The 20,459-nt window shown below is 64.0% G+C and carries 15 protein-coding genes and 2 pseudogenes; 4 read left to right on the forward strand and 13 right to left on the reverse strand.

Annotated elements, in window-relative coordinates; genetic code table 11:
- The 5 genes and pseudogenes from ACZ899_RS24050 to ACZ899_RS24070 form a co-directional block, all read right to left on the reverse strand.
- Positions 1 to 1,597: pseudogene (locus ACZ899_RS24050) on the reverse strand (ABC transporter substrate-binding protein).
- 72 nt (positions 1,598 to 1,669) lie between these two features.
- Positions 1,670 to 3,052, reverse strand: a complete 1,383-nt coding sequence (locus ACZ899_RS24055) for an OprD family porin (protein ID WP_267967052.1) — start codon at positions 3,050 to 3,052, stop codon at positions 1,670 to 1,672.
- Between the two features lie 157 nt (positions 3,053 to 3,209).
- Complete coding sequence (locus ACZ899_RS24060; protein ID WP_203650762.1) at positions 3,210 to 4,802, reverse strand: ABC transporter substrate-binding protein; 1,593 nt, start codon at positions 4,800 to 4,802, stop codon at positions 3,210 to 3,212.
- Positions 4,803 to 5,014: 212 nt separating this feature from the next.
- Positions 5,015 to 6,640, reverse strand: coding sequence for an ABC transporter substrate-binding protein (locus tag ACZ899_RS24065; RefSeq protein ID WP_050704070.1), 1,626 nt, complete (start codon positions 6,638 to 6,640; stop codon positions 5,015 to 5,017).
- 311 nt (positions 6,641 to 6,951) lie between these two features.
- Positions 6,952 to 7,674 carry an SIMPL domain-containing protein gene (locus tag ACZ899_RS24070; RefSeq protein ID WP_234560394.1) on the reverse strand — a complete coding sequence of 241 codons (723 nt, stop codon included), beginning with the start codon at positions 7,672 to 7,674 and terminating at the stop codon, positions 6,952 to 6,954.
- A 201-nt stretch (positions 7,675 to 7,875) separates the two neighbouring features.
- On the opposite strand from ACZ899_RS24070, the pseudogene ACZ899_RS24075 reads away from it, so the two are divergent.
- Positions 7,876 to 9,136, forward strand: a pseudogene (locus ACZ899_RS24075) (ATP-binding protein).
- On the forward strand, positions 9,136 to 9,696 hold the full coding sequence (locus tag ACZ899_RS24080; protein WP_023632665.1) for a response regulator transcription factor: 561 nt from the start codon (positions 9,136 to 9,138) through the stop codon (positions 9,694 to 9,696). Before ACZ899_RS24075 ends, ACZ899_RS24080 begins: the two are co-directional and overlap by 1 nt.
- Before the next feature lie 162 nt (positions 9,697 to 9,858).
- Here the strand turns inward: ACZ899_RS24080 and ACZ899_RS24085 are convergent, their stop codons facing one another.
- Positions 9,859 to 10,047 carry a hypothetical protein gene (locus ACZ899_RS24085; RefSeq protein WP_234560393.1) on the reverse strand — a complete coding sequence of 63 codons (189 nt, stop codon included), beginning with the start codon at positions 10,045 to 10,047 and terminating at the stop codon, positions 9,859 to 9,861.
- 14 nt (positions 10,048 to 10,061) lie between these two features.
- Positions 10,062 to 11,696, reverse strand: coding sequence for a phospholipase (locus tag ACZ899_RS24090; protein WP_234560392.1), 1,635 nt, complete (start codon positions 11,694 to 11,696; stop codon positions 10,062 to 10,064).
- A 190-nt stretch (positions 11,697 to 11,886) separates the two neighbouring features.
- Here ACZ899_RS24090 and ACZ899_RS24095 point away from each other — a divergent pair, with 190 nt between their 5' ends.
- On the forward strand, positions 11,887 to 12,828 hold the full coding sequence (locus ACZ899_RS24095) for an AEC family transporter (RefSeq protein WP_234560391.1): 942 nt from the start codon (positions 11,887 to 11,889) through the stop codon (positions 12,826 to 12,828).
- A 48-nt stretch (positions 12,829 to 12,876) separates the two neighbouring features.
- Positions 12,877 to 14,232, forward strand: coding sequence for an amino acid permease (locus ACZ899_RS24100; protein WP_110735705.1), 1,356 nt, complete (start codon positions 12,877 to 12,879; stop codon positions 14,230 to 14,232).
- A 976-nt stretch (positions 14,233 to 15,208) separates the two neighbouring features.
- On the opposite strand, the gene ACZ899_RS24105 is transcribed toward ACZ899_RS24100, so the two are convergent.
- From ACZ899_RS24105 to gatC, 6 genes are all read right to left on the reverse strand, one after another.
- Positions 15,209 to 15,595: a carboxymuconolactone decarboxylase family protein gene (locus ACZ899_RS24105; RefSeq protein WP_234560390.1), complete on the reverse strand. Its 387-nt coding sequence runs from the start codon at positions 15,593 to 15,595 to the stop codon at positions 15,209 to 15,211.
- Between the two features lie 10 nt (positions 15,596 to 15,605).
- On the reverse strand, positions 15,606 to 16,649 hold the full coding sequence (locus tag ACZ899_RS24110; protein WP_234560427.1) for a calcium/sodium antiporter: 1,044 nt from the start codon (positions 16,647 to 16,649) through the stop codon (positions 15,606 to 15,608).
- A gap of 61 nt (positions 16,650 to 16,710) precedes the next feature.
- Positions 16,711 to 17,085, reverse strand: coding sequence for a septal ring lytic transglycosylase RlpA family protein (locus tag ACZ899_RS24115; protein WP_052896239.1), 375 nt, complete (start codon positions 17,083 to 17,085; stop codon positions 16,711 to 16,713).
- Positions 17,086 to 17,198: 113 nt separating this feature from the next.
- Positions 17,199 to 18,644, reverse strand: coding sequence for an Asp-tRNA(Asn)/Glu-tRNA(Gln) amidotransferase subunit GatB (gene gatB, locus ACZ899_RS24120; RefSeq protein WP_050704079.1), 1,446 nt, complete (start codon positions 18,642 to 18,644; stop codon positions 17,199 to 17,201).
- Between the two features lie 11 nt (positions 18,645 to 18,655).
- Complete coding sequence (gatA, locus tag ACZ899_RS24125) at positions 18,656 to 20,107, reverse strand: Asp-tRNA(Asn)/Glu-tRNA(Gln) amidotransferase subunit GatA (protein WP_203650796.1); 1,452 nt, start codon at positions 20,105 to 20,107, stop codon at positions 18,656 to 18,658.
- Between the two features lie 15 nt (positions 20,108 to 20,122).
- Positions 20,123 to 20,410 (reverse strand): Asp-tRNA(Asn)/Glu-tRNA(Gln) amidotransferase subunit GatC, encoded by a 288-nt coding sequence (gene gatC, locus ACZ899_RS24130; protein WP_028689639.1) that lies wholly within the window; start codon positions 20,408 to 20,410, stop codon positions 20,123 to 20,125.
- Between the last annotated feature and the right edge of the window lie 49 nt (positions 20,411 to 20,459).

The following is a 20,459-nucleotide window of genomic DNA, read 5'->3' on the forward strand; positions in this document are numbered from 1 at the left end:
CTACTTCACCTGGGTGGTGGCGAAGTTGTTGTTGGTCAGTGGGTTGATCACATAGCCTTCGACGTTCTCGCGCATGGCGGTGAACATCTTCGGGTGGGCCATGCTGATCCACGGCTGGTCTTCATCGTACACCGCCAAAGCCTCGTTATAGAGCCTGGCGCGTTCGTCGTTGTCGATCACTTCGCGGGCGCGGGTGATCAGGTCCTGGAATTTCTGGTTGCACCAGCGCGCGTAGTTTTCGCCGCTCTTGACCGCATCGCAGCTGAGCATCGGCGTGAGGAAGTTGTCCGGGTCGCCGTTATCGCCGGCCCAGCCCGCCGACACCAGGTCGGCCTCGCCCTTCTTGGCGCGACGCAGCATCTCGGCCCATTCCATCACGCGGATGTCGAGCTTGATGCCGATCTTGGCCAGGTCGGACTGGAGCATTTCGGCCGACAGGCGCGGGTTGGGGTTGGTCGGGCCGCCGCCGTTGCGGGTGAACAGGGTGATCACGGTGCCTTCCGGCACGCCGGCTTCCTTGAGCAGGGCGCGGGCCTTGTCGAGGTCGTGGGGCGGGTTCTTGTTGTCGGTGTTGTAGCCGATCATGGTCGGCGGGTACGGGTTGACGCCCGGCAGCGCGTTGCCCTTGCCGAACAGCTGGTCGACGTGGGTCTGGCGGTCGAAGGCCATGTTGATCGCCTTGCGCACGCGCACGTCGCTCAGGTACTTGTGCTGGGTGTTCATCGAGATATAGCCGGTGACCAGCGCCTCGATCTCGGCAACCTTGAGTTTCGGATCGGTCTTGATCCCCGGCACGTCGTCAGGCTTGGGGTACAGGGCGATCTGGCACTCGTTGGCGCGCAGTTTCTGCAGGCGCACGTTGCTGTCGGTGGCGATGGCGAAGATCAGCCCGTCGGCCGGCGGCTTGCCGCGGAAGTAGTCCGGGTTGGCCTTGTAGCGAACCTGGGCATCCTTGCTGTAGCGCTGGAACACGAACGGGCCGGTGCCGACCGGCTTGCTGTTGAGGTCGCCGGTCTTGCCGGCCTTGAGCAGCTGGTCGCCGTACTCGGCGGAGTAGATCGAGGTGAAGGCCATGGCCAGGTCGCGCAGGAAGGGCGCTTCCGGGCGGGTCAGGGTGATCACCACGGTGTGGTCATCGGTCTTCTCGACCGACTTGAGCAGGTCCTTGAAGGCCATGCTCTCGAAATAGGGGTAGCCGACGCTGGTCTTGTCGTGCCACGGGGTGGTCTTTCTTCAACTGGCGGTTCAGGCTCCACAGCACGTCATCGGCGTTGAAGTCGCGGGTCGGCTTGAAGTAGTCGGTGGTGTGGAACTTGACGCCTTCGCGCAGGTGGAAGGTGTACACCAGCCCGTCGGGGCTGACCTCCCAGCTCGTGGCCAGGGCCGGCTGGATCTCGGTGGTGCCGGGCTTGAAGTCGACCAGGCGGTTGAAGATGGCCTCGGCCGTGGCGTCGGCGGTGACGGCGGTGGTGTACTGGACGATGTCGAAGCCTTCCGGGCTGGCTTCGGTGCACACCACCAGCGGCTTGGCCGCCAGATTCGATGCGGCGCCCAGGATGACGGCTGCCAAGGCAGCACGTAGCGGTAGCATTTTCATGGAACCTCCCTGCAGTGCTAGTTCCAGCGTAGCCGCCACGGCCCGTGGGGAGGCGGGCCGTGGCGCCAACGGTCAGAGGATGTTGAACGGAATGGTGGTGACGACGCGGAACTCGTCGAGGCTGCCGTCGCTCTGTGCCTTGCTGGCACGGTGGGCGGTATAGGTGGCGCGGATGGTGGTGTCCTTCAGCATGCCGCTCTGTACTGCGTAGCTGGTGCCGATGCCCCACTCGTAGTGGTTTTCGCCGTCCTGGCCACGGACGTCATAGGCGGTGCCCTTGTAGTGGGTACCGTCGATGTCCCAGCCGCGGGCGTTGTAGACGTTGAACTTCAGGCCCGGCACGCCATACGGCGCCATGTTCAGCACATAGCTGATCTGCAGGGATTTCTCGTTCGGGCCGTTGAAGTCCGACAGCAGGGAGTTGGCCAGGTAGATGCCGTTGGTTTCGTGCAGGTAGTCGAAGTACTCGTTGCCGTTGACCTGCTGCCAGGAGGCGGTGAGGGTGTGGGCCTGGTGGGTCAGGCCGAACGACAGGCTGTAGGTGTCGTTATCGATCTCGCCCATCTTCTTGCTGCCTTCGTCCACGGTCTTGTAGTAGTTCAGACCGGTGGTCAGGCTCAGCACCGCGCTGTCGCCCAGCACGTGGTTGGCGCCGAAGTAGTACTGGTTCCAGAAGTCCTCGACCTTGGTGGCGTAGAGGCTGGTGGTCAGGCTCTTGAGCGGCTGGTAGTTGATGCCGACGGTGCTGGCGCGGTCGGTTTCCACACCGTTGCCGTATTCGCTGCGGAACTTGCTCAGGCTCTGCTCGGTACGCGGCGAGACGCGGTCGAAGGTACCCACATCGAACGACAGGTTCTCGAATTCGGTGCTGTGCAGGAACGCACCCTGGAAGCTCGAAGGCAGCGCACGGTTGCCGATATAGGCGATCATCGGCGTGTCCACCGACTGGCGGCCCACGGTCAGCGTGGTGTTGGAGATGCGCGCCTTGACGTTGCCCAGGCCCATCTTGCTCCACTGGCCGATGGGATCACCATCGCTGTGGGTCAGCGTACGGTTGTTCGGGCCGGCCACGGCGGCGCGGCCTTGCTCGAGGGCGATGGCGTTGTAGGCTGCGGCCTCGACGGCGAAGCCCACGGTACCTTCGGTGAAGCCCGAGCTGTAGTTGAGGATGGTGCCCTGGACCCAGTTGTCACGGCTGTGGGTGTCGTGGCGGGTGCCGTCGCTCTTGGTGTACTTCCACAGCGGCGCGCGGGTGGCGCGTTCGCGGGCGTACCAGTTGCGGGTGCTGCCGGACAGGCTCTGGCCATCGATGAAGCCCTTGGCTTCGGCCTGCTCGCTGCTGGATTTGAGCGCGATCGGCACGAAGTCCTGGCTCATCGGTTCGGCCTGGGCGAGGGCGCAGAAGGCGCCCACGGACAAGGCCAGTGCGGTGGTGGTGGTGGTACGAATCAACATGAAAGCTCCCTGATATTTTTTTAGTTATCACCCGACCTCGTGGGCCGGGCTTGTCACGGTGACGCGGTACTGCAGTGTCTGCCTTGGGGTTGCCAGGCAAATCCGGGCTGCACGCGGGCGCGGGAGTGGGTCGCACTCCCGGCCGGGCAATGCAGGGTCAATCGATGCTGACGCCGGAAAAAACGTTGCGTCCGAAGGGGCTGACCTTGAAGTCTTTCACGCTGATGCTCAGCGGCTGGTTGACCGTGGAGTGCGCGACCGGGGTGATCGGCACCTGTTGCTTGAGACGTTGCTGGGCTTGTTCGTAGAGGCTGGTGCGCTGGTCGCGGTCGGTGACCTGCTTGGCTTTCTTGACCAGGGCGTCGTACTGCGCGTCGCACCACAGCGAGTAGTTGTTGCTGCCGATGGCGTCGCAGCTGAACAGCGTGCCCAGCCAGTTGTCCGGGTCGCCGTTGTCGCCGGTCCAGCCGATCAGGGCGATGTCGTGCTCGCCGTTCTTCATGCGCTTGAGGTACTCGCCCCACTCGTAGCTGACAATGCGCACCTTGAAGCCGAGCTTGCTCCAGTCGGACTGGAGCATTTCGGCCATCAGCTTGGCGTTGGGGTTGTAGGGGCGCTGCACCGGCATGGCCCACAGGGTGATCTCGGTACCTTCCTTGACCCCGGCCTGCTTGAGCAGCTGCTTGGCTTTTTCCGGGTCGAAGGGCGCGTCCTTGATCGACTTGTCGTAGGACCACTGGGTCGGCGGCATGGCGTTCGATGCGGCTTGGCCGGCGCTCTGATAAACCGCGCCGATGATGGCTTCCTTGTTCACCGCCATGTCCATGGCCTGGCGCACCTCCAGCCGGTCGAATGGCGGGTGCTGGGTGTTGTAGGCGATGTAGCCGAGGTTGAAGCCGGGCTGGGTCATCACCTGCAGCTGCTTGTCGGTCGAAAGCGCTGGCAGATCGGCGGGGCGTGGGTGCAGGGTTACCTGGCATTCGTTCTTGCGCAGCTTCTGGATACGTACCGAGGGGTCGACGTTGATGGAGAAGATCAGGTTGTCGATCTTCACCCGGTCCGGCGCCCAGTAGTCCTTGTTGCCCTTGAAGCGGATCTGCGAATCCTTCTGGTAGCGCTGGAACACGAACGGGCCGGTGCCGATCGGCTTCTGGTTGATGTCGCTGGCCTTGCCGCCGGCCAGCAGATGATCGGCGTACTCGGCGGAGAGGATCGCGGCGAAGGCCATGGCGATGTTCTGCAGGAACGCGGCGTCGACCTTGTTGAGGGTGAAGACCACGGTCAGCGGGTCGGTCTTCTCGACGCTGGCGATGTTCTTGTCCAGGCCCATGCTGATGAAGTACGGGAACTCGGTGGGGTAGGCCTGGCGGAAGGGGTGGTTCTTGTCGAGCATGCGGTTGAAGGTGAACAGCACGTCGTCGGCGTTGAAGTCGCGGGTGGGCTTGAAGTCCTTGTTGGCGTGGAACTTCACCCCGGGTCGCAGGTGGAAGGTGTACTTCAGGCCGTCCTCGGACACCTGCCAGTCGGTGGCCAGGCCCGGCTGCACGGCGGTGCCGCCACGCTCGAACTCGACCAGGCGGTTGTAGATCGGCTCGGCGGCGTCGTTGTCGGTGGCCGCGGTGTACTGGGCGGTGTCGAAGCCCGCCGGGCTGCCCTCGGAGCAGAACACCAGGTTGTTGGCGAGGCTCGCCGGGGCCTGGCTCAGCAGGCCGAGGGCAAGCAGGGTGGAACACAGTGTGGTCAGGCGCATGGCAGATCCTTTGTCCGTCTTTTTCGTGCCGCGACAGGCAAAACGCGGCTGCAACATCCCGGTCCTGACGATAGGTGCGCCAGAATGTGGGAGCCAGGGTTCGCTACTGATTTGGGTGCGGGAGCGTTCCGGCGAGCGTGAGGGAATTGCCCTACGTATCGCCCGTTCGTGTCATCGTCCCGCCGGCAAGCCCGGCGGGACGATCACGGCCGTTACTTGCTCACGCTGACCCCGTAGAAGGAGTTCAGGCCGAAGGGGCTGATCTTGAAGTCCTTCACGGACGTGCTCATTGGCTGATACACGGTGGAGTGGGCGATCGGGGTGATCGGCACCTGCTCCTTGAGGATGTGTTGCGCCTGCTTGTACAGCTCGGTGCGCTTGGCCTGGTCGGGGGTGGCCTTGGCCTGCTTGATCAGGTCGTCGTAGGGCTTGAAGCACCACTTGGAGAAGTTGTTGCCGCTCATGGCGTCGCAGCTGTACAGGGTGCCGAGCCAGTTGTCCGGGTCACCGTTGTCGCCGCTCCAGCCGATCAGCATGGCGCCTTGCTCGCCGCCCTTGGAGCGTTTGATGTACTCGCCCCATTCGTAGCTGACGATCTTGGCCTTGATGCCGACCTTGGCCCAGTCGGACTGGAGCATTTCGGCCATCAGCTTGGCGTTGGGGTTGTAGGGGCGCTGCACCGGCATGGCCCACAGGGTGATCTCGGTGCCTTCCTTGACGCCGGCTTCCTTGAGCAGCTGCTTGGCTTTCTCAGGATCGTACTTGGCGTCCTTGATGGTGGTGTCGTAGGACCATTGGGTCGGCGGCATGGCGTTGACCGCCAGCTGGCCGGCGCCCTGGTACACCGACTCGATGATCTGCTGCTTGTTGACGGCCATGTCCAGCGCTTCGCGCACCTTGAGTTGCGACAGCGGGTTGGCGTCGTTGCTGCCCTTGACCTTGTCCATCACGTTGTAGGCGATGTAGCCGAGGTTGAAGCCGGCCTGTTCAGGCATCTGCAGCTTCTTGTCTTCCTGCAGCGGCTTGATGTCGGCCGGGCGCGGGAACAGGGTGACCTGGCATTCGTTCTTCTTGAGCTTCTGCATGCGCACCGAGGCGTCGGTGCTGATGGCGAAGATCAGGTTGTCGATCTTGACGTCCTCGGGCTTCCAGTAGTCCTTGTTGCCCTTGTAGCGGATCTGCGCGTCTTTCTGGTACTTGCTGAACACGAACGGGCCGGTGCCGATCGGCTTCTGGTTGATATCGGCGGCCTTGCCTTGCTTGAGCAACTGGTCGGCGTATTCGGCGGACTGGATCGAGGCGAAGCTCATGGCCAGGTTCTGGATGAACGCGGCGTCGACGTCGTTGAGGGTGAACTTCACGGTGTGCTCATCGACCTTCTCGAGCTTGGCGATGTTCTTGTCCATGCCCATGTCGGTGAAGTACGGGAACTCGGTGGGGTAGGCCTTGCGGAAGGGGTGGTCCTTGTCGAGCATGCGGTTGAAGGTGAACAGCACGTCGTCGGCGTTGAACGCACGGGTCGGCTTGAAGTACTCGGTGGTATGGAACTTCACGCCTTCGCGCAGGTGGAAGGTGTAGGTCTTGCCGTCATCGGAAACCTCCCACTGGGTGGCCAGGCCCGGAATGACCTTGGTACCGCCGCGCTCGAACTGGGTCAGGCGGTTGAACATGGTTTCGGCGGAGGCGTCAAAGTCGGTCCCGGTGGTGTACTGGCCAGGGTCGAAACCGGCCGGGCTGCCTTCGGAGCAGAACACCAGGTTGGTCGCGGCGTGGGCGAACGGTGCGCCGGCTAGCAAGCCTGCACCTACCAGGAACGGAATGACTGCGTGTTTGAGCATGGTGGCCTCATTGTTGTCATTTTTCGAATTGAGGCGGCCTCGTGAGCCGACCTGCGGATACTTATGCAGGGGGTGTTCCCAATGCAACACTCAGCGGGATGGTTGGCGCCAATTTTGTGGTACGGACGTACATGGATGTCGCATCCATATAACTTTGGCGAATGTTGATCGTTTGCGCGGGAGAAAAGGGCGAAAATTACAAGATATTTCGCACTTTATGTGACAAGCAGACGCACCCGTTTGGTGCGTAGGAAAGGTCTGAAACTGCTGTCCGAGACGCTTTACGCGACTCGGACATCCAGTTGGAGGGGTCAGGGGGCCTGGACTTCGATCAGGCCATCGGCACTCATGCTGACTTCGCTGGTGCCCGCCTCGATATCCGGCGCTGGCGCGGCCTCGTCGGCGGCGCCCTTGGCCATCATCGCCATCGGTGCGCTGCGCAGGTACGGACGTGGGTAGCCGCTGCTGTTGAGGTTCAGGCTGACCACCTTGTAGCCTTTGCCGCCCAGGGCCTCGGTGGCCAGCTGGGCGCGGGCCTTGAAGGCGGCGACGGCGTCCTTGAGCAGCTCGTCCTCATTGGACTTGCGCGTGGTCGGGGCGATGGAGAAGTCCATGCCGCCCATTTTCAGGTCTTGCAGGAGCTCGCCGGTGAGCTTGGACAGGGCCGGGAAGTCGGCGCCTTCCAGGCGCAGCTCGGCGCGCTCGCGCCAGCCGGTGATCTTCTGGCCCTTGGTGTCGTAGATCGGGTAGCTGTTGCGGCTGCCCTGGCTGATCTTCACGTCCTTGACCTGACGGGCCTGCTGCACGGCCTTGTTCATGGTCTCGGTGATCTCCTTGGCGAGCTTGCCCGGGTCGCTGTTCTGGGCTTCGCTGTACAGCGTCACGACCATCAGGTCGCGCGCCACTTCCTTGCTGACTTCGGCGCGCAGCGACACCTGGTTGTAGCGAGGCTCATCGGCGGCCAGGGCCGGCAGACTGGCGAGCATGCCGCAGGACAGGGCAACGGCGGCGGCGCCGCGACGGGAAATGTGCATGTGGAGCTCCTTGGCAAAGTAAGGCGTGGATGAGGACATCCGTTCCACGCATGGCCGATCAGACCGGCAACAGTGTAGTGGGTTCAAAAATGCCATCATGAGTCTGTGACAAACTGTGGCGCTTTGCCGCATCGCTGCAGCGAGGCGCCCGGCTTCGGTATACTCCAGCCGATTTTCCTGGAGCACTCATTGGGAGAGCTCATGCTCGCCGTCGCACAACCGTTGTCCGCTACACGCCAGAACCTCTGGCGCCTGACCTTCATCCGCATTCTCGTGCTGGCGGCCCAGGCCGGCTCCGTGGGCGTTGCCTACTGGACCGAACTGCTGCCGCTGCCGTGGTTCTCGCTGGCGGTGACGCTGGCCCTGTCATCGTTGCTGTGTGCGTTCACCGCCCTGCGCCTGCGCCTGTCGCTGCCGGTCACCGAACTCGAGTACGCCCTGCAGCTGGCCTGCGACCTGTTGATCCACAGCGCCCTGCTTTATTACTCGGGTGGATCGACCAACCCCTTCGTCTCTTATTACCTGGTACCGCTGGCGATCGCCGCGGTCACGCACGCTGCCGTGGCTCTACTCGCTGGTGCTCTCGGGCATTGCGCTGGTGGCCTACAGCCTGCTGCTGGTGCAGTACTATCCTCTGGAGACGCTGCCGCTGGCGCGTGACACCATGCAGGTCTACGGCATGTGGCTGAGTATCGCCCTGGCCGCCGGGGTGATCACCTTCTTCGCCGCGCGCATGGCCGAGGAGCTGCGTCGGCAGGAAAACCTGCGCGCCGAGCGTCGCGAAGAGAGCCTGCGCGACGAGCAGTTGCTGGCCGTGGCCACCCAGGCAGCCGGCGCTGCCCATGAACTGGGCACACCGCTGGCGACCATGAGCGTGCTGCTCAACGAGATGCGCCAGGATCACGCCGACCCCCTGTTGCAGGAGGACCTGCAGATCCTTCAGGACCAGGTCAAGCTGTGCAAGGAAACCTTGCAGCAACTGGTGCGCGCCGCCGAGGCCAACCGACGGCTGGCGATCGTCGAGCAGGACGTCACCGCCTGGCTCGACGAGGCGCTCAACCGCTGGCACCTGATGCGCCCCGAGGCCAGCTACCGCTTCCAGCGCCTGCGCGATGGCGTGGTGCCGCGGCTGACGCCGCCGCCGGACCTGACCCAGGCGCTGCTGAACCTGTTGAACAATGCCGCCGATGCCTGCCCGGATGACCTGGAAGTGCGCCTGGACTGGGATGCCCATGACATCGTCATCAGCATCCGCGACCACGGCCCCGGCGTGCCGCCGGCCATCGCCGAGGCGATCGGCAAACCCTTCATTACCACCAAGGGCAAAGGCTTCGGCCTGGGCCTGTTCTTGAGCAAGGCCAGCGTGACGCGTGCGGGCGGTTCGGTGAAACTCTATAGTCATGAGCAGGGTGGCACCCTGACCGAATTGCGCCTGCCCCATGGCAAGCGAGGAGATGCATGATGAGCGAAGAAAACCAGGTCGAAGGCGAAGAACTGCCGCACCTGCTGCTGGTGGATGACGACGCCACCTTTACTCGGGTGATGGCCCGGGCTATGTCGCGTCGTGGGTTCCGTGTGAGCACCGCGGGTTCCGCCGAGGAAGGCTTGAAACTGGCCGAGCAGGACTTGCCCGACTACGCCACGCTGGACCTGAAGATGGAAGGCGACTCGGGCCTGGTGCTGTTGCCCAAGCTGCTGGAGCTGGACCCGGAGATGCGCGTGGTGATCCTGACCGGTTACTCGAGCATCGCCACGGCGGTCGAGGCGGTCAAGCGCGGGGCTTGCAATTACCTGTGCAAGCCGGCGGACGCCGACGATGTGCTGGCGGCGCTGCTCTCGGAGCACACCGACCTGGACACCCTGGTGCCGGAAAACCCGATGTCGGTGGATCGCCTGCAGTGGGAGCACATCCAGCGGGTGCTGGGTGAGCACGAAGGCAACATCTCCGCTACGGCGCGGGCGCTGGGGATGCACCGGCGCACGCTGCAGCGCAAGTTGCAGAAGCGCCCGGTTCGGCGCTGACGCATATTCCTGTAGGAGCGGCCTTGTGCCGCGAAAGGGCTGCGCAGCAGCCCCTATCTCGGTGGAACGCTGAAACCGCCGGGGCCGCCTTGCGGCCCTTTCGCGGCACAAGGCCGCTCCTACAGGGATTGCGCATGATCTGATGAGAGGCCCGGCCTTGTATCAGCCTTTCACCCCCGAGCGATCAACCCGCACCGCCAGCTGTCCTGCCCCCGATGGCGCCTCGAACGCCACCTGTTCCCCTGGCGGCACTTTCGCCCGGCCAATCACCTTGCCGGCACGCAGCAACTCCAGCGGCATGCCTTCCATCGACTGGCCCGAAGCCAGTTCCAGTTTGACCTTGATATTCATCGGTGACCTCCTTGTCACGCGTTGCGATCGATATAGAGCGTGGTCTTGCCGTCCAGGCTGGCGATCAGTTCCGGTGAACCGCCGCGGAACTGGCGGAACAGGTTGCGCCCGCGCTGCTTGCCGTCCGCCGGCACTTGCACGCTCGGGTGGAACTGGTCGGTCAACTCGACATAGGCGCTCCACGGGCCGATGTACGACTCGTTGAGCTGGTCGGTGACGCTGAAGGCGTAGCGCACCGCGTTGCCGCGCTGCCAGTTCAGGCCATCGGGCTCGCGGCGCTCCCAGCCGGTGATCGCTGGCGAGGTGGCCGGGGCATCGATGAAACCGGTGGGCTTGTTCGGCTTGTAGTCCTTGAGCAGCAGGTATGTGCTCCAGCCCCACCAGTCGCCGATGCGGTTGCGGTCGTTGAGGTCGTTGACGTCCTTGCGTCGCAGCACGGCCTTGCCGTCCTGGACGTACAGCGGGGCGAAGTTGCCGGGTACCAGGTCCTGCTCGGCGGCCCGCAGGTCGGGCGCCAGGCGCAGCGCCGCGAAGTCCTTCGCCGCTGGCGCGTGGCCTTCGGCGAAGGCCTGGAACACCTCGTCGGCCGAACGTTGCACGGCGCGGCCCACCTGGCGACGGTTGGCCACATCGACGCTGTCGAAGTAGCGCTTGTCGCCGTAGGCGCGCCATTGCTCGCCTTCGGCATTGCGCACGGCCAGGCCGTACTTGCTGTCCTCGTCGTGCATGAAGCGCGAGATCAGCGAGCCGACGTCACTCGGCGTGACGGTATCGGCCAGGGCCTTGCGCGGCACCCGCAGGTGGCCGGCGGAGAACAGGTCGGTGAGGAAGTGGTCGGCGAAGGCGTTCATCGCATAGGCCAGTTGCAGGTCGCGCTCCTCGCCGCTGGCGCGGGCTTTCAATGCCTGCTGCAGGGCGGCGGCGTGGCCGGCCTGGTAGGCCGCCAGCGCCCAGGGGCCGAAGTGGTCCCAGTTGCTGGCGGCCAGTTTCAGGTAGCGGCCCAGGGGGAACAGGTCGGAGGCGAAGCTGCCGCCACCGGTGATGCGGTTCCAGCGTGCCGACAGGCTGTCACCCAGCGCGTCATAGGCCTCGTGGGGCTGGCGGCCGTCCTTGATGGCCTGGTTGGCGGCGCCGATTTCTTCCTGCATGACCGCAAGGATCTGTTCGGCTTCCGCCTTGGCCGCCGGCAGGCGCGCCAGGGAGTCGAAGGCCTGGGTGAAGCGTTCGATCCGCTCGGCGTCGTTGGCGCCATCGGCGATCGGGCGCTCGGGCAAGCCGTAGAAGTCGCCGCCCAGGGCGATTACCTGGCCATAGGTCAGGCTCAGGCCGTTGGGCAACGGCAGCGGCGACTGGTGGGCGGGGATACCCGGTTGACCCGCTTCAAAGCGCAGCAGGGTGTTGTCGCCGATGGCGGTGTGTTCGCCGCCTTCAAAGAACAGCTCCGGCCCGCGCCGTGCGGATGGGCCGCGAGCCGGTGGCGGCGCAAGGCGGTGGTACTTGACGGTGTGGTGGCCATGCATGACCAGCATCAGATGGCTGTCGGTGCCGGGCAGGGCGACGCCCTGTTCCTCGAACAACTGCTCGAGGTCGGCGACCACCAGCGTTGCCTGGGCCTTCGCGGCCACAGGCGTTGTGTGCATTCCTGACATGATTTGCTCCTTGCAATGTCTGGATCGTCCATTTTTATACTGTATACATATACAGTAATTCTTACTATATTCAGGAAAATTCCTACGTCAAGACCTCTTTGTGCGGGTATCTGGCTGCTGTGGCGGGCGCAACTCCCCCGGCTCTCACGTATGATGGCGCCCCTGACGGTATTTCCCGGGAACACGTTGCATGCTTGCCCTTCTCATCCAGACACTGAACATCACGGCCCCTGTGTTCGCCATGCTGTTCATGGGCGTGCTGCTCAAGCGCATCCGCTTGATCGACGACAACTTCAACCGGGTCGCCTCGAAGCTGGTGTTCAACGTGTGCATGCCGGCGCTGCTGTTCCTCGGCATCTACCACGCCGACCTGGCGGCGGCGGTGAAGCCCGGGGTGATCCTCTACTTCGTGGTCGCGACGCTGGCGTGTTTCGGCCTGGCCTGGGGCCTGGCGATCTGGCGCTGCCCGCGGGCGGACCGGGGCGTCTACACGCAAGGCGCGTTTCGCGGCAACAACGGCGTGATCGGCCTGGCACTGGCGGCCAGCCTGTATGGCGACTACGGTATATCCCTCGGCGCGGTGCTGGCCGGGTTGGTGATCCTCATGTACAACTCGCTGTCGGCGGTGGTCCTGGCGGTGTACAGCCCGGACCTGAAGTCCGACCCGTGGAGCATCTGCAAGAGCATCCTCAGCAACCCGTTGATCATCAGCGTGCTGGTGGCCACGCCCATGGCCTATGGTCAGGTGCCGTTGCCCAACTGGCTGCTGACTTCGGGGGATTACCTGGCGCAGATGACCCTGCCGCTGGCGCTGATCTGCATCGGCGGCACCCTGTCACTGGCGGCGCTGCGCGACAGTGGCCGGCTGGCCTTCGACGTCAGCCTGGTGAAGATGGTCTGGCTGCCGGTGCTGGGAACGCTGGGCGCCTGGTTGTGCGGTTTTCGCGGTGCGGAGCTTGGCATCCTGTTCCTCTACATCGGCAGCCCCACCGCGGCGGCCAGTTATGTGATGGCGCGGGAGGCCAACGGCAACCATGAACTGGCGGCGTCGATCATCGTGATCACCACGCTGATGGCCGCCGTCACCACGAACATCGGGATTTTCTTCTTGCAATGGGGTGGATGGATCTAGTCGATTGCAAGCAAAACCAATAACACTGCCTCACCTAAAGGACACTTCATGCAAGACCAGAGCACGCCCGAGCGCTTGCAGCGCGGGCTGAAGAATCGCCATATCCAGCTGATCGCGCTGGGCGGAGCCATCGGCACCGGGCTGTTCCTGGGCATCGCCCAGACCATCCAGCTAGCAGGCCCGTCGGTGCTGCTGGGCTACGCCGTCGCTGGCCTGATGGCCTTCCTGATCATGCGCCAGCTGGGCGAGATGGTGGTCGAGGAGCCGGTCGCCGGCAGCTTCAGCCACTTCGCGCACCAGTACTGGAGCGAGTTCGCCGGTTTCGTCTCGGGCTGGAACTACTGGGTGGTGTACGTGCTGGTCGGCATGGCCGAGCTCACCGCAGTGGGCATCTACGTGCAGTACTGGTGGCCGGATTTCCCCACCTGGGCCACGGCGGCGATCTTCTTCGTGGCGATCAACGCCATCAACCTGACCCAGGTGAAGGTGTACGGCGAAATGGAGTTCTGGTTCGCCCTGGTCAAGGTGGTGGCGATCGTCAGCATGATCGGTTTCGGCGCCTGGCTGCTCACCAGTGGCCATGGCGGACCGGATGCCAGCGTCGCCAACCTGTGGCAATACGGTGGCTTCTTCCCCAATGGCGTCACCGGGCTGATCATGGCCCTGGCGGTGATCATGTTCTCGTTCGGCGGCCTGGAGCTGGTGGGCATCACCGCCGCCGAGGCGGCCAACCCGCGTGAGAGCATCCCGAAGGCCACCAACCAGGTGGTCTATCGCATCCTGATCTTCTACATCGGCGCGCTGGCCGTACTGCTGTCGCTGTATCCGTGGCAGAAGGTGGTGCAGGGCGGCAGCCCGTTCGTGATGATCTTCCACGAGCTGGACAGCGACCTGGTGGCGACGATCCTCAACATTGTGGTGCTGACCGCCGCGCTGTCGGTCTACAACAGCTGTGTATACGCCAACAGCCGCATGCTGTTCGGCCTGGCCACGCAGGGTGACGCGCCGCGCCAGCTGCTCAAGGTCAGCCGTCGTGGCGTGCCGCTCACCGCACTGGGCGTATCGGCCTTCGCTACCGGCCTGTGCGTGCTGATCAACTACCTGATGCCGGGCGAAGCCTTCGGCCTGCTCATGGCCCTGGCGGTGTCGGCGTTGGTGATCAACTGGGCGAGTATCAGTATTACCCACCTGAAGTTCCGCAAGGCCAAGCTGGCGGCCGGGATTCAGCCGTTCTACCGTAGCCTGGGGCATCCGCTGACCAACTACCTGTGCTTGGCGTTCATCGTGCTGATCCTGGTGGTGATGTACCTGACCCCGCCGATTCGCATTTCGGTGATGTTGATTCCGGCGTGGATTGCTGTGTTGTGGGTGGCGTTCCGGATGAAGAAGGCGCGGCAGGCCTGATTTGATCCAGTTCGGTTTCGGGATGTTCATGGTGTCCTGAAACCGAGCAGGCTTGGATGGCGTATTATGGTCATTCAAGTCTGTTTTCAATCTCTCGGTTGCCATCGCAGGCAGTCAACACATTGCCAATGATCTAACCTCCAACTTCGCATCTCTTGATCTTGATCTTGATCTTGATCTTGATCTTGCTGTTGCTTCTAAGTGCGCGATAGTTCAGGCAACGCCAATTGCGACTTCAGGAGGCCGAGCGGAGTTCTTGCGGAGGGAGGTGACGGGCATGGATGCCCGTCAAGCGCTGCGCCCCAGGATGGGGCGTTCAGCGCGGTCCTCCCGGGAGCAAGAACGGAGCGAGGGAACCCCGGAGCGAAGCGTAGGGGCCGGATGAATGGAGCGAGGATTTTTTGCTTACTTTTTGATCCTTCAAAAAGTGAGCCGCCGTAAGGGCGGAAAGGTGACTTTGCGTCACCATCGCAAATGAATGCGCATATAACTTTTAAAACAAACTATTTAAAAGTCAAAGTCAAAATCAAAGACGGTCGGCGTAGGTTTTTATTGTTGTAAACGCATTCATTTACGATATCGACGCATAGTCACCTTTTCGCCCAACGGCGAGTCACTTTTTGTCAAACGCGACAAAAAGTAACCAAAAAACGCTGCGCTCCATTCATCCGGCCCTCCGCTTCGCTCCGGGTCCCCTCACTCCGGCCTTGCTCCCAGGAGGACCGCGCTGCAGGGCCCATCCTGGGCCCCAGCGCTTGACGGGCATCCATGCCCGTCACCTCCCTCCGCAAGGCCTGCGTTCGGCCTCCTGAAGTCGCGAAGACACGGGCGGCGCCTGGGCTGGCGCAGCTTTCGCTAGTTGCAACTGTGTGATCTCAGGGGCGTCTTCGCGGGCAACCAATATTTGGATCACCCACATGGGTTACACAAAAGTTCACTCACATAGGTAACAGTCACGAGGCCAGGGCGCCCGCCCTTAATCGCTAGAACTCGCCTGATAGCTATCAATGACTTCCTGCGCCGCCCGAAACGCATCGATCGCCGCCGGCACCCCGGCATACACCGCGCAATGCAGCAGCGCCTCGCGGATCTCCTCAACGCTGCAACCGTTGTTAAGCGCCCCGCGTACGTGCCCCTTGAGCTCCTGCGGGCACTTGAGCGCGGTCAGGGTGGCCAGGGTGATCAGGCTGCGGGTCTTCAGCGGCAGCCCGTCACGGGCCCAGACACTCCCCCAGGCATGTTCGTTGACGAAGTCCTGCAGCGGTTGGGTGAATGCGGTCGCGTTGCCCAGGGCGCGATCGACGAAGTGATCGCCCATCACCTGGCGACGAATGCTTTCGCCGGTCTGTTTCGTGTCAGCCATGTTGTTTTCCTTAGTGTTGGCGGCGCCAGGCGCGGGCCGTGGTGTACAGCAGCACGACCCCGAGCACGGGCATCACATAGAACAGCATCAGTCGTTCAAGGCGTCCGGCCAGCGGCATCCCGGTGGTGAAGGCCACCACGTGCAGGCCGTAGGCCAGGTACAGGCACAGGAACACCAGGCCTTCGGCGCGGGTGACCCGGTAGCCGGAATAGAACACCGGCAGGCACAGGGCGGCGACGCCGAGCATCACCGGCAGGTCGAAGTCCAGGGCGTTGGGTGAGATCGACAAGGGTTCGGGGGTGATCACTGCAGTGAACCCCAGCACTGCCAGCAGGTTGAACAGGTTGCTGCCAATCACCGTGCCTACGGCGATCTCCCGTTCACCGCGCAGGGCCGCGATCAGTGCGGCGGCAAGCTCCGGGAGCGAGGTACACACGGCAACAACGGTCAGGCCGATGATGCGCTCGGACAGGCCCAGGTCGGTGGCCACCTCGACCACGGCCTCTAGCAGCAGATGGCCGGCCAGGCTCAAGAGGCCCAGGCCCACGACAACCTGCAGTACTGTCCTGCTCCAGAACCGCAGCGGGCTGGCATGCGTGGTGCTCGGCGCGGGGTAGGTACGGGCGTAGTGGCGCGACTGATGCCAGAGCATGGCCAGGTAGCCCAGCAGGCCAAGCAGCAGCAGGGTGCCTTCCAGGCGCCCGAGTTGGCCGTTGAGCGCGAGCAGGTACACCAGGGCGCTGGCCAGGATCATCAGCGGGATGTCCAGGCGCACCAGTTGGCGCGACACGCGCAGCGGAATGATCAGTGCCGCCAGGCCGAGGATCACCAGTACGTTGAAGATATTGCTGCCCACGACACTGCCCAGCGCCACGTCCGGCGCGCCCTGGTAGGCGGCCTGCAGGCTCACGGTCAGCTGTGGCGCGGTACTGCCGAAAGCCACCAGGCTCAGGCCGATGATCAGTGGGCGCACATGCAGGCGGCCGGCCAGGCGCAGGGCGGCGCGCACCAGCAGTTCGGCGCCGATGATCAGCAGCATGAGGCCCAGGCCCAGTTGCAGCAGGCTGAAGGCGGGGAGGGTGGCCAGGTCGAAAATGGCGAGGGCTCCAGTCAGGTCAATCGCTCAGACCTTGTACCCGGACTCGCGCGGTTCCGCTACGGAGCATGCCGATTTTTTCTGCGGCGGCCCGTGACAGGTCGATCAGTCGGCCACGGGTATGCGGGCCACGGTCGTTGATGCGCACCACGACGCTGCGCTGGTTGGACAGGTTGGTGACCAGTACCCGGCTGCCGAAAGGCAGGCTGCGGTGGGCGGCGGTGAGGCCGTGCTGGTTGAAGGGTTCGCCGCTGGCGGTGCGTTTGCCGTGGTGGCGGGCGCCGTAGTAGGAGGCGGTGCCGGTCTGGTCGTAGCCGCGCGGGTCGATGTCATGGCTGGCGCAGCCGGCCAGGAGGGAGAAGAGGGTCAGGGTGGTGAGGGAACGCTTGATCAAGTCGAATGCTCCGATTCAGGCACTGGGACCGCTACGCGGTCCTTTCGCGGCACAAGGCCGCTCCTACAGGTGCAGCGTGAACCTGTAGGAGCGGGCTTGCCCCGCGATCAGGTTCACCCTTCGAGCTTGGCCTTGAGCAATTGGTTCACTTGCCCCGGGTTGGCCTTGCCTTTCGAGGCCTTCATCGCCTGGCCGACGAAGAAGCCGAACATCTTGCCGCGCTTGGCCTCGTCGGCGGCGCGGTACTGTTCGACCTGTTCGGCGTTGGCGGCGAGCATCTCGTCGAGCATCTTGTCGATCGCGCCGGTGTCGGTGACCTGTTTGAGACCTTTGCTTTCGATGATGCCGTCGGCATCGCCTTCACCGGCGGCCATGGCCTCGAACACGGTCTTGGCGATCTTGCCGCTGATGGTGTTGTCGCGAATGCGCAGCAGCATGCCGCCGAGGTGCTCGGCGCTGACCGGCGACTGGTCGATCTCGACACCCAGCTTGTTCAGCAGGCTGCCCAGTTCGACCATGACCCAGTTGGCGGCCAGCTTGGCGTCGCCGCCGATCTTCACCACCTGCTCGAAGTAGTCGGCCTGCTCGCGGCTGGAGGCCAGCACGTTGGCGTCGTAGGCCGACAGGCCGTACTGGCTCTGGAAGCGCTCGACCTTCTGCGGCGGCAGCTCCGGCAGGGCGGCGCGCACGCTGTCGAGGAAGCTCGGTTCGATGACCACCGGCAGCAGGTCAGGGTCGGGGAAGTAACGGTAGTCGTTGGCTTCCTCCTTGCTGCGCATGGAGCGGGTCTCGTCCTTGTTGGGGTCGTACAGGCGGGTTTCCTGCACCACCTTGCCGCCGTCCTCGATCAGGTCGATCTGGCGCTGGATCTCGCTGTTGATCGCCCGCTCGATGAAGCGGAACGAGTTGACGTTCTTGATCTCGCAGCGGGTGCCGAACTCGGTCTGGCCCTTCGGGCGGATCGAGACGTTGCAGTCGCAGCGCAGCGAACCTTCGGCCATGTTGCCGTCGCAGATGCCCAGGTAGCGCACCAGAGCGTGGATGGCCTTGACGTAGGCCACCGCCTCTTTGGCGCTGCGCATGTCCGGCTCGGAGACGATCTCCAGCAGCGGCGTGCCGGCGCGGTTCAGGTCGATGCCGGTGGCGCCGTTGAAGTCTTCGTGCAGGCTCTTGCCGGCATCCTCTTCAAGGTGCGCGCGGGTCACGCCGATGCGCTTGATGGTGCCGTCTTCCAGGGCGATGTCCAGGTGGCCCTTGCCGACGATCGGCAGGTCCATCTGGCTGATCTGGTAGCCCTTGGGCAGGTCGGGGTAGAAGTAGTTCTTGCGCGCGAATACGTTGCGCGGCCCGATTTCGGCATCGATCGCCAGGCCGAACATGCACGCCATGCGCACGGCTTCCTGGTTGAGCACCGGCAGCACGCCGGGCATGCCCAGGTCGACCAGGCTGGCTTGGGTGTTCGGCTCGGAGCCGAAGGTGGTGGCGCTGCCGGAGAAGATCTTCGACTGGGTGGCGAGCTGGGTATGAATCTCCAGCCCGATCACAACTTCCCATTGCATGTGTGAACTCCTCAGAAGCCGTTGGGGGCGCGGGTGTGCCAGTCGGTGACTTGCTGGTAACGGTGCGCGATGTTGAGCAGGCGGCCTTCCTGGAAGTACGGGGCCAGCAGTTGCACGCCCACCGGCAGGCCGTCGACGAAGCCGGCCGGCATCGACAGGCCTGGCAGGCCTGCCAGGTTGGCGGTGATGGTGTACAGGTCTTCAAGGTACTCGGCGACCGGATCGCCGGCCTTGGCGCCGATCTTCCAGGCCGGGTTCGGCGTGGTCGGGCCGATGATCACGTCGACCTCTGCGAAGGCGGCCATGAAGTCGTTCTTGATCAGGCGGCGGATCTGCTGCGCCTTGACGTAGTAGGCGTCGTAGTAGCCGGCCGACAGGGCGTAGGTACCGACCATGATGCGGCGCTGCACTTCGGCACCGAAGCCTTCGCCACGGGAACGCTTGTACAGGTCGGTGAGGTCCTTGGGATCCTCGCAACGGTAGCCGAAGCGCACGCCGTCGAAACGCGACAGGTTGGAGGAAGCCTCCGCCGGGGCGATCACGTAGTACGCCGGGATGGCGTGCTGCATGTTCGGCAGGCTGATTTCCTTGACCACCGCGCCGAGCTTTTCCAGCTCCTTGACGCTGGCCTGGACCAGGTCGGCGATGCGCGGGTCGAGGCCGGCGCCGAAGTATTCCTTCGGCAGGCCGATGCGCAGGCCTTGCAGCGAGGCGTTGAGGTTGGCGCTGAAGTCCGGCACCGGCTCGTCGACCGAGGTCGAGTCCTTGGCGTCGAAGCCGGCCATGCCTTGCAGCAGCAGGGCGCAGTCCTCGGCGGTGCGGGCCAGCGGGCCGCCCTGGTCGAGGCTCGAGGCGTAGGCGATCATGCCCCAGCGCGACACGCGGCCGTAGGTCGGCTTGAGGCCGGTGAGGTTGGTCAGCGCCGCCGGCTGGCGGATCGAGCCGCCGGTGTCGGTGCCGGTGGTGACCGGCAGCAGGCGCGCGGCCACGGCGGCGGCCGAACCGCCGGACGAGCCGCCCGGCACGTGCTCGAGGTTCCACGGGTTCTTCACCGCGCCGTAGTGGCTGGACTCGTTGGCCGAGCCCATGGCGAACTCGTCCATGTTGGTCTTGCCCAGGCTGACCATGCCGGCCTCGGCGAGCTTGGCGACCACGGTGGCGTCATACGGGGCGGTGAAGTTGTCGAGCATCTTCGAGCCGCAGCTGGTGCGTACGCCGTTGGTGCAGAACAGGTCCTTGTGCGCGATCGGCGCGCCCAGCAGCGCGCCGGTCTCGCCGGCGGCGCGACGGGCGTCGGCGGCGCGCGCCTGCTCCAGGGCCTGGGTTTCGGTGACGGTGATGAAGCTGTTGAGCTGCGGGTCGAGCTGCTTGATGCGCGACAGCAGGGCGCCGGTCAGTTCTTGCGAGGAGAACGACTTGTCGGCGAGGCCACGGGCGATCTCGGCCAGAGTGAGTTGATGCATGGCAGGCGCTATCCCTTAATCGATGACTTTCGGAACCAGGTACAGACCGTTCTCGGTCGACGGGGCGACGGCCTGGTAGCGGTCGCGCTGGTTGCTTTCGGTGACCTGGTCGGGACGCAGGCGCTGGGTGGTCTCCAGCGGGTGGGCGAGGGGTTCCACGCCGGTGGTGTCGACGGCTTGCATCTGGTCGACCAGCCCGAGAATACTGTTCAAGGCATCGGTGGTGCGTGGCAATTCGCCCTCATTCAGGCCCAGGCGGGCCAGATGGGCGATCTTTTCCACGTCGGAGCGTTGAAGCGCCATGGGGATCTCCAGGAAAACGACAGACGGAATGAGTCCGCAAATGAGGAAC

The sequence above is a fragment of the Pseudomonas sp. TE31087 genome, assembly GCF_057284075.1.

Bases quoted from the DNA above. Each gene is read 5' to 3' on its own strand.
- ACZ899_RS24055 (WP_267967052.1), bottom strand. From the start codon at position 3,052: ATGTTGATTCGTACCACCACCACCACCGCACTGGCCTTGTCCGTGGGC.
- ACZ899_RS24060 (WP_203650762.1), bottom strand. From the start codon at position 4,802: ATGCGCCTGACCACACTGTGTTCCACCCTGCTTGCCCTCGGCCTGCTG.
- ACZ899_RS24065 (WP_050704070.1), bottom strand. From the start codon at position 6,640: ATGCTCAAACACGCAGTCATTCCGTTCCTGGTAGGTGCAGGCTTGCTA.
- ACZ899_RS24070 (WP_234560394.1), bottom strand. From the start codon at position 7,674: ATGCACATTTCCCGTCGCGGCGCCGCCGCCGTTGCCCTGTCCTGCGGC.
- ACZ899_RS24080 (WP_023632665.1), top strand. From the start codon at position 9,136: ATGAGCGAAGAAAACCAGGTCGAAGGCGAAGAACTGCCGCACCTGCTG.
- ACZ899_RS24085 (WP_234560393.1), bottom strand. From the start codon at position 10,047: ATGAATATCAAGGTCAAACTGGAACTGGCTTCGGGCCAGTCGATGGAA.
- ACZ899_RS24090 (WP_234560392.1), bottom strand. From the start codon at position 11,696: ATGTCAGGAATGCACACAACGCCTGTGGCCGCGAAGGCCCAGGCAACG.
- ACZ899_RS24095 (WP_234560391.1), top strand. From the start codon at position 11,887: ATGCTTGCCCTTCTCATCCAGACACTGAACATCACGGCCCCTGTGTTC.
- ACZ899_RS24100 (WP_110735705.1), top strand. From the start codon at position 12,877: ATGCAAGACCAGAGCACGCCCGAGCGCTTGCAGCGCGGGCTGAAGAAT.
- ACZ899_RS24105 (WP_234560390.1), bottom strand. From the start codon at position 15,595: ATGGCTGACACGAAACAGACCGGCGAAAGCATTCGTCGCCAGGTGATG.
- gatB (WP_050704079.1), bottom strand. From the start codon at position 18,644: ATGCAATGGGAAGTTGTGATCGGGCTGGAGATTCATACCCAGCTCGCC.
- gatA (WP_203650796.1), bottom strand. From the start codon at position 20,107: ATGCATCAACTCACTCTGGCCGAGATCGCCCGTGGCCTCGCCGACAAG.
- gatC (WP_028689639.1), bottom strand. From the start codon at position 20,410: ATGGCGCTTCAACGCTCCGACGTGGAAAAGATCGCCCATCTGGCCCGC.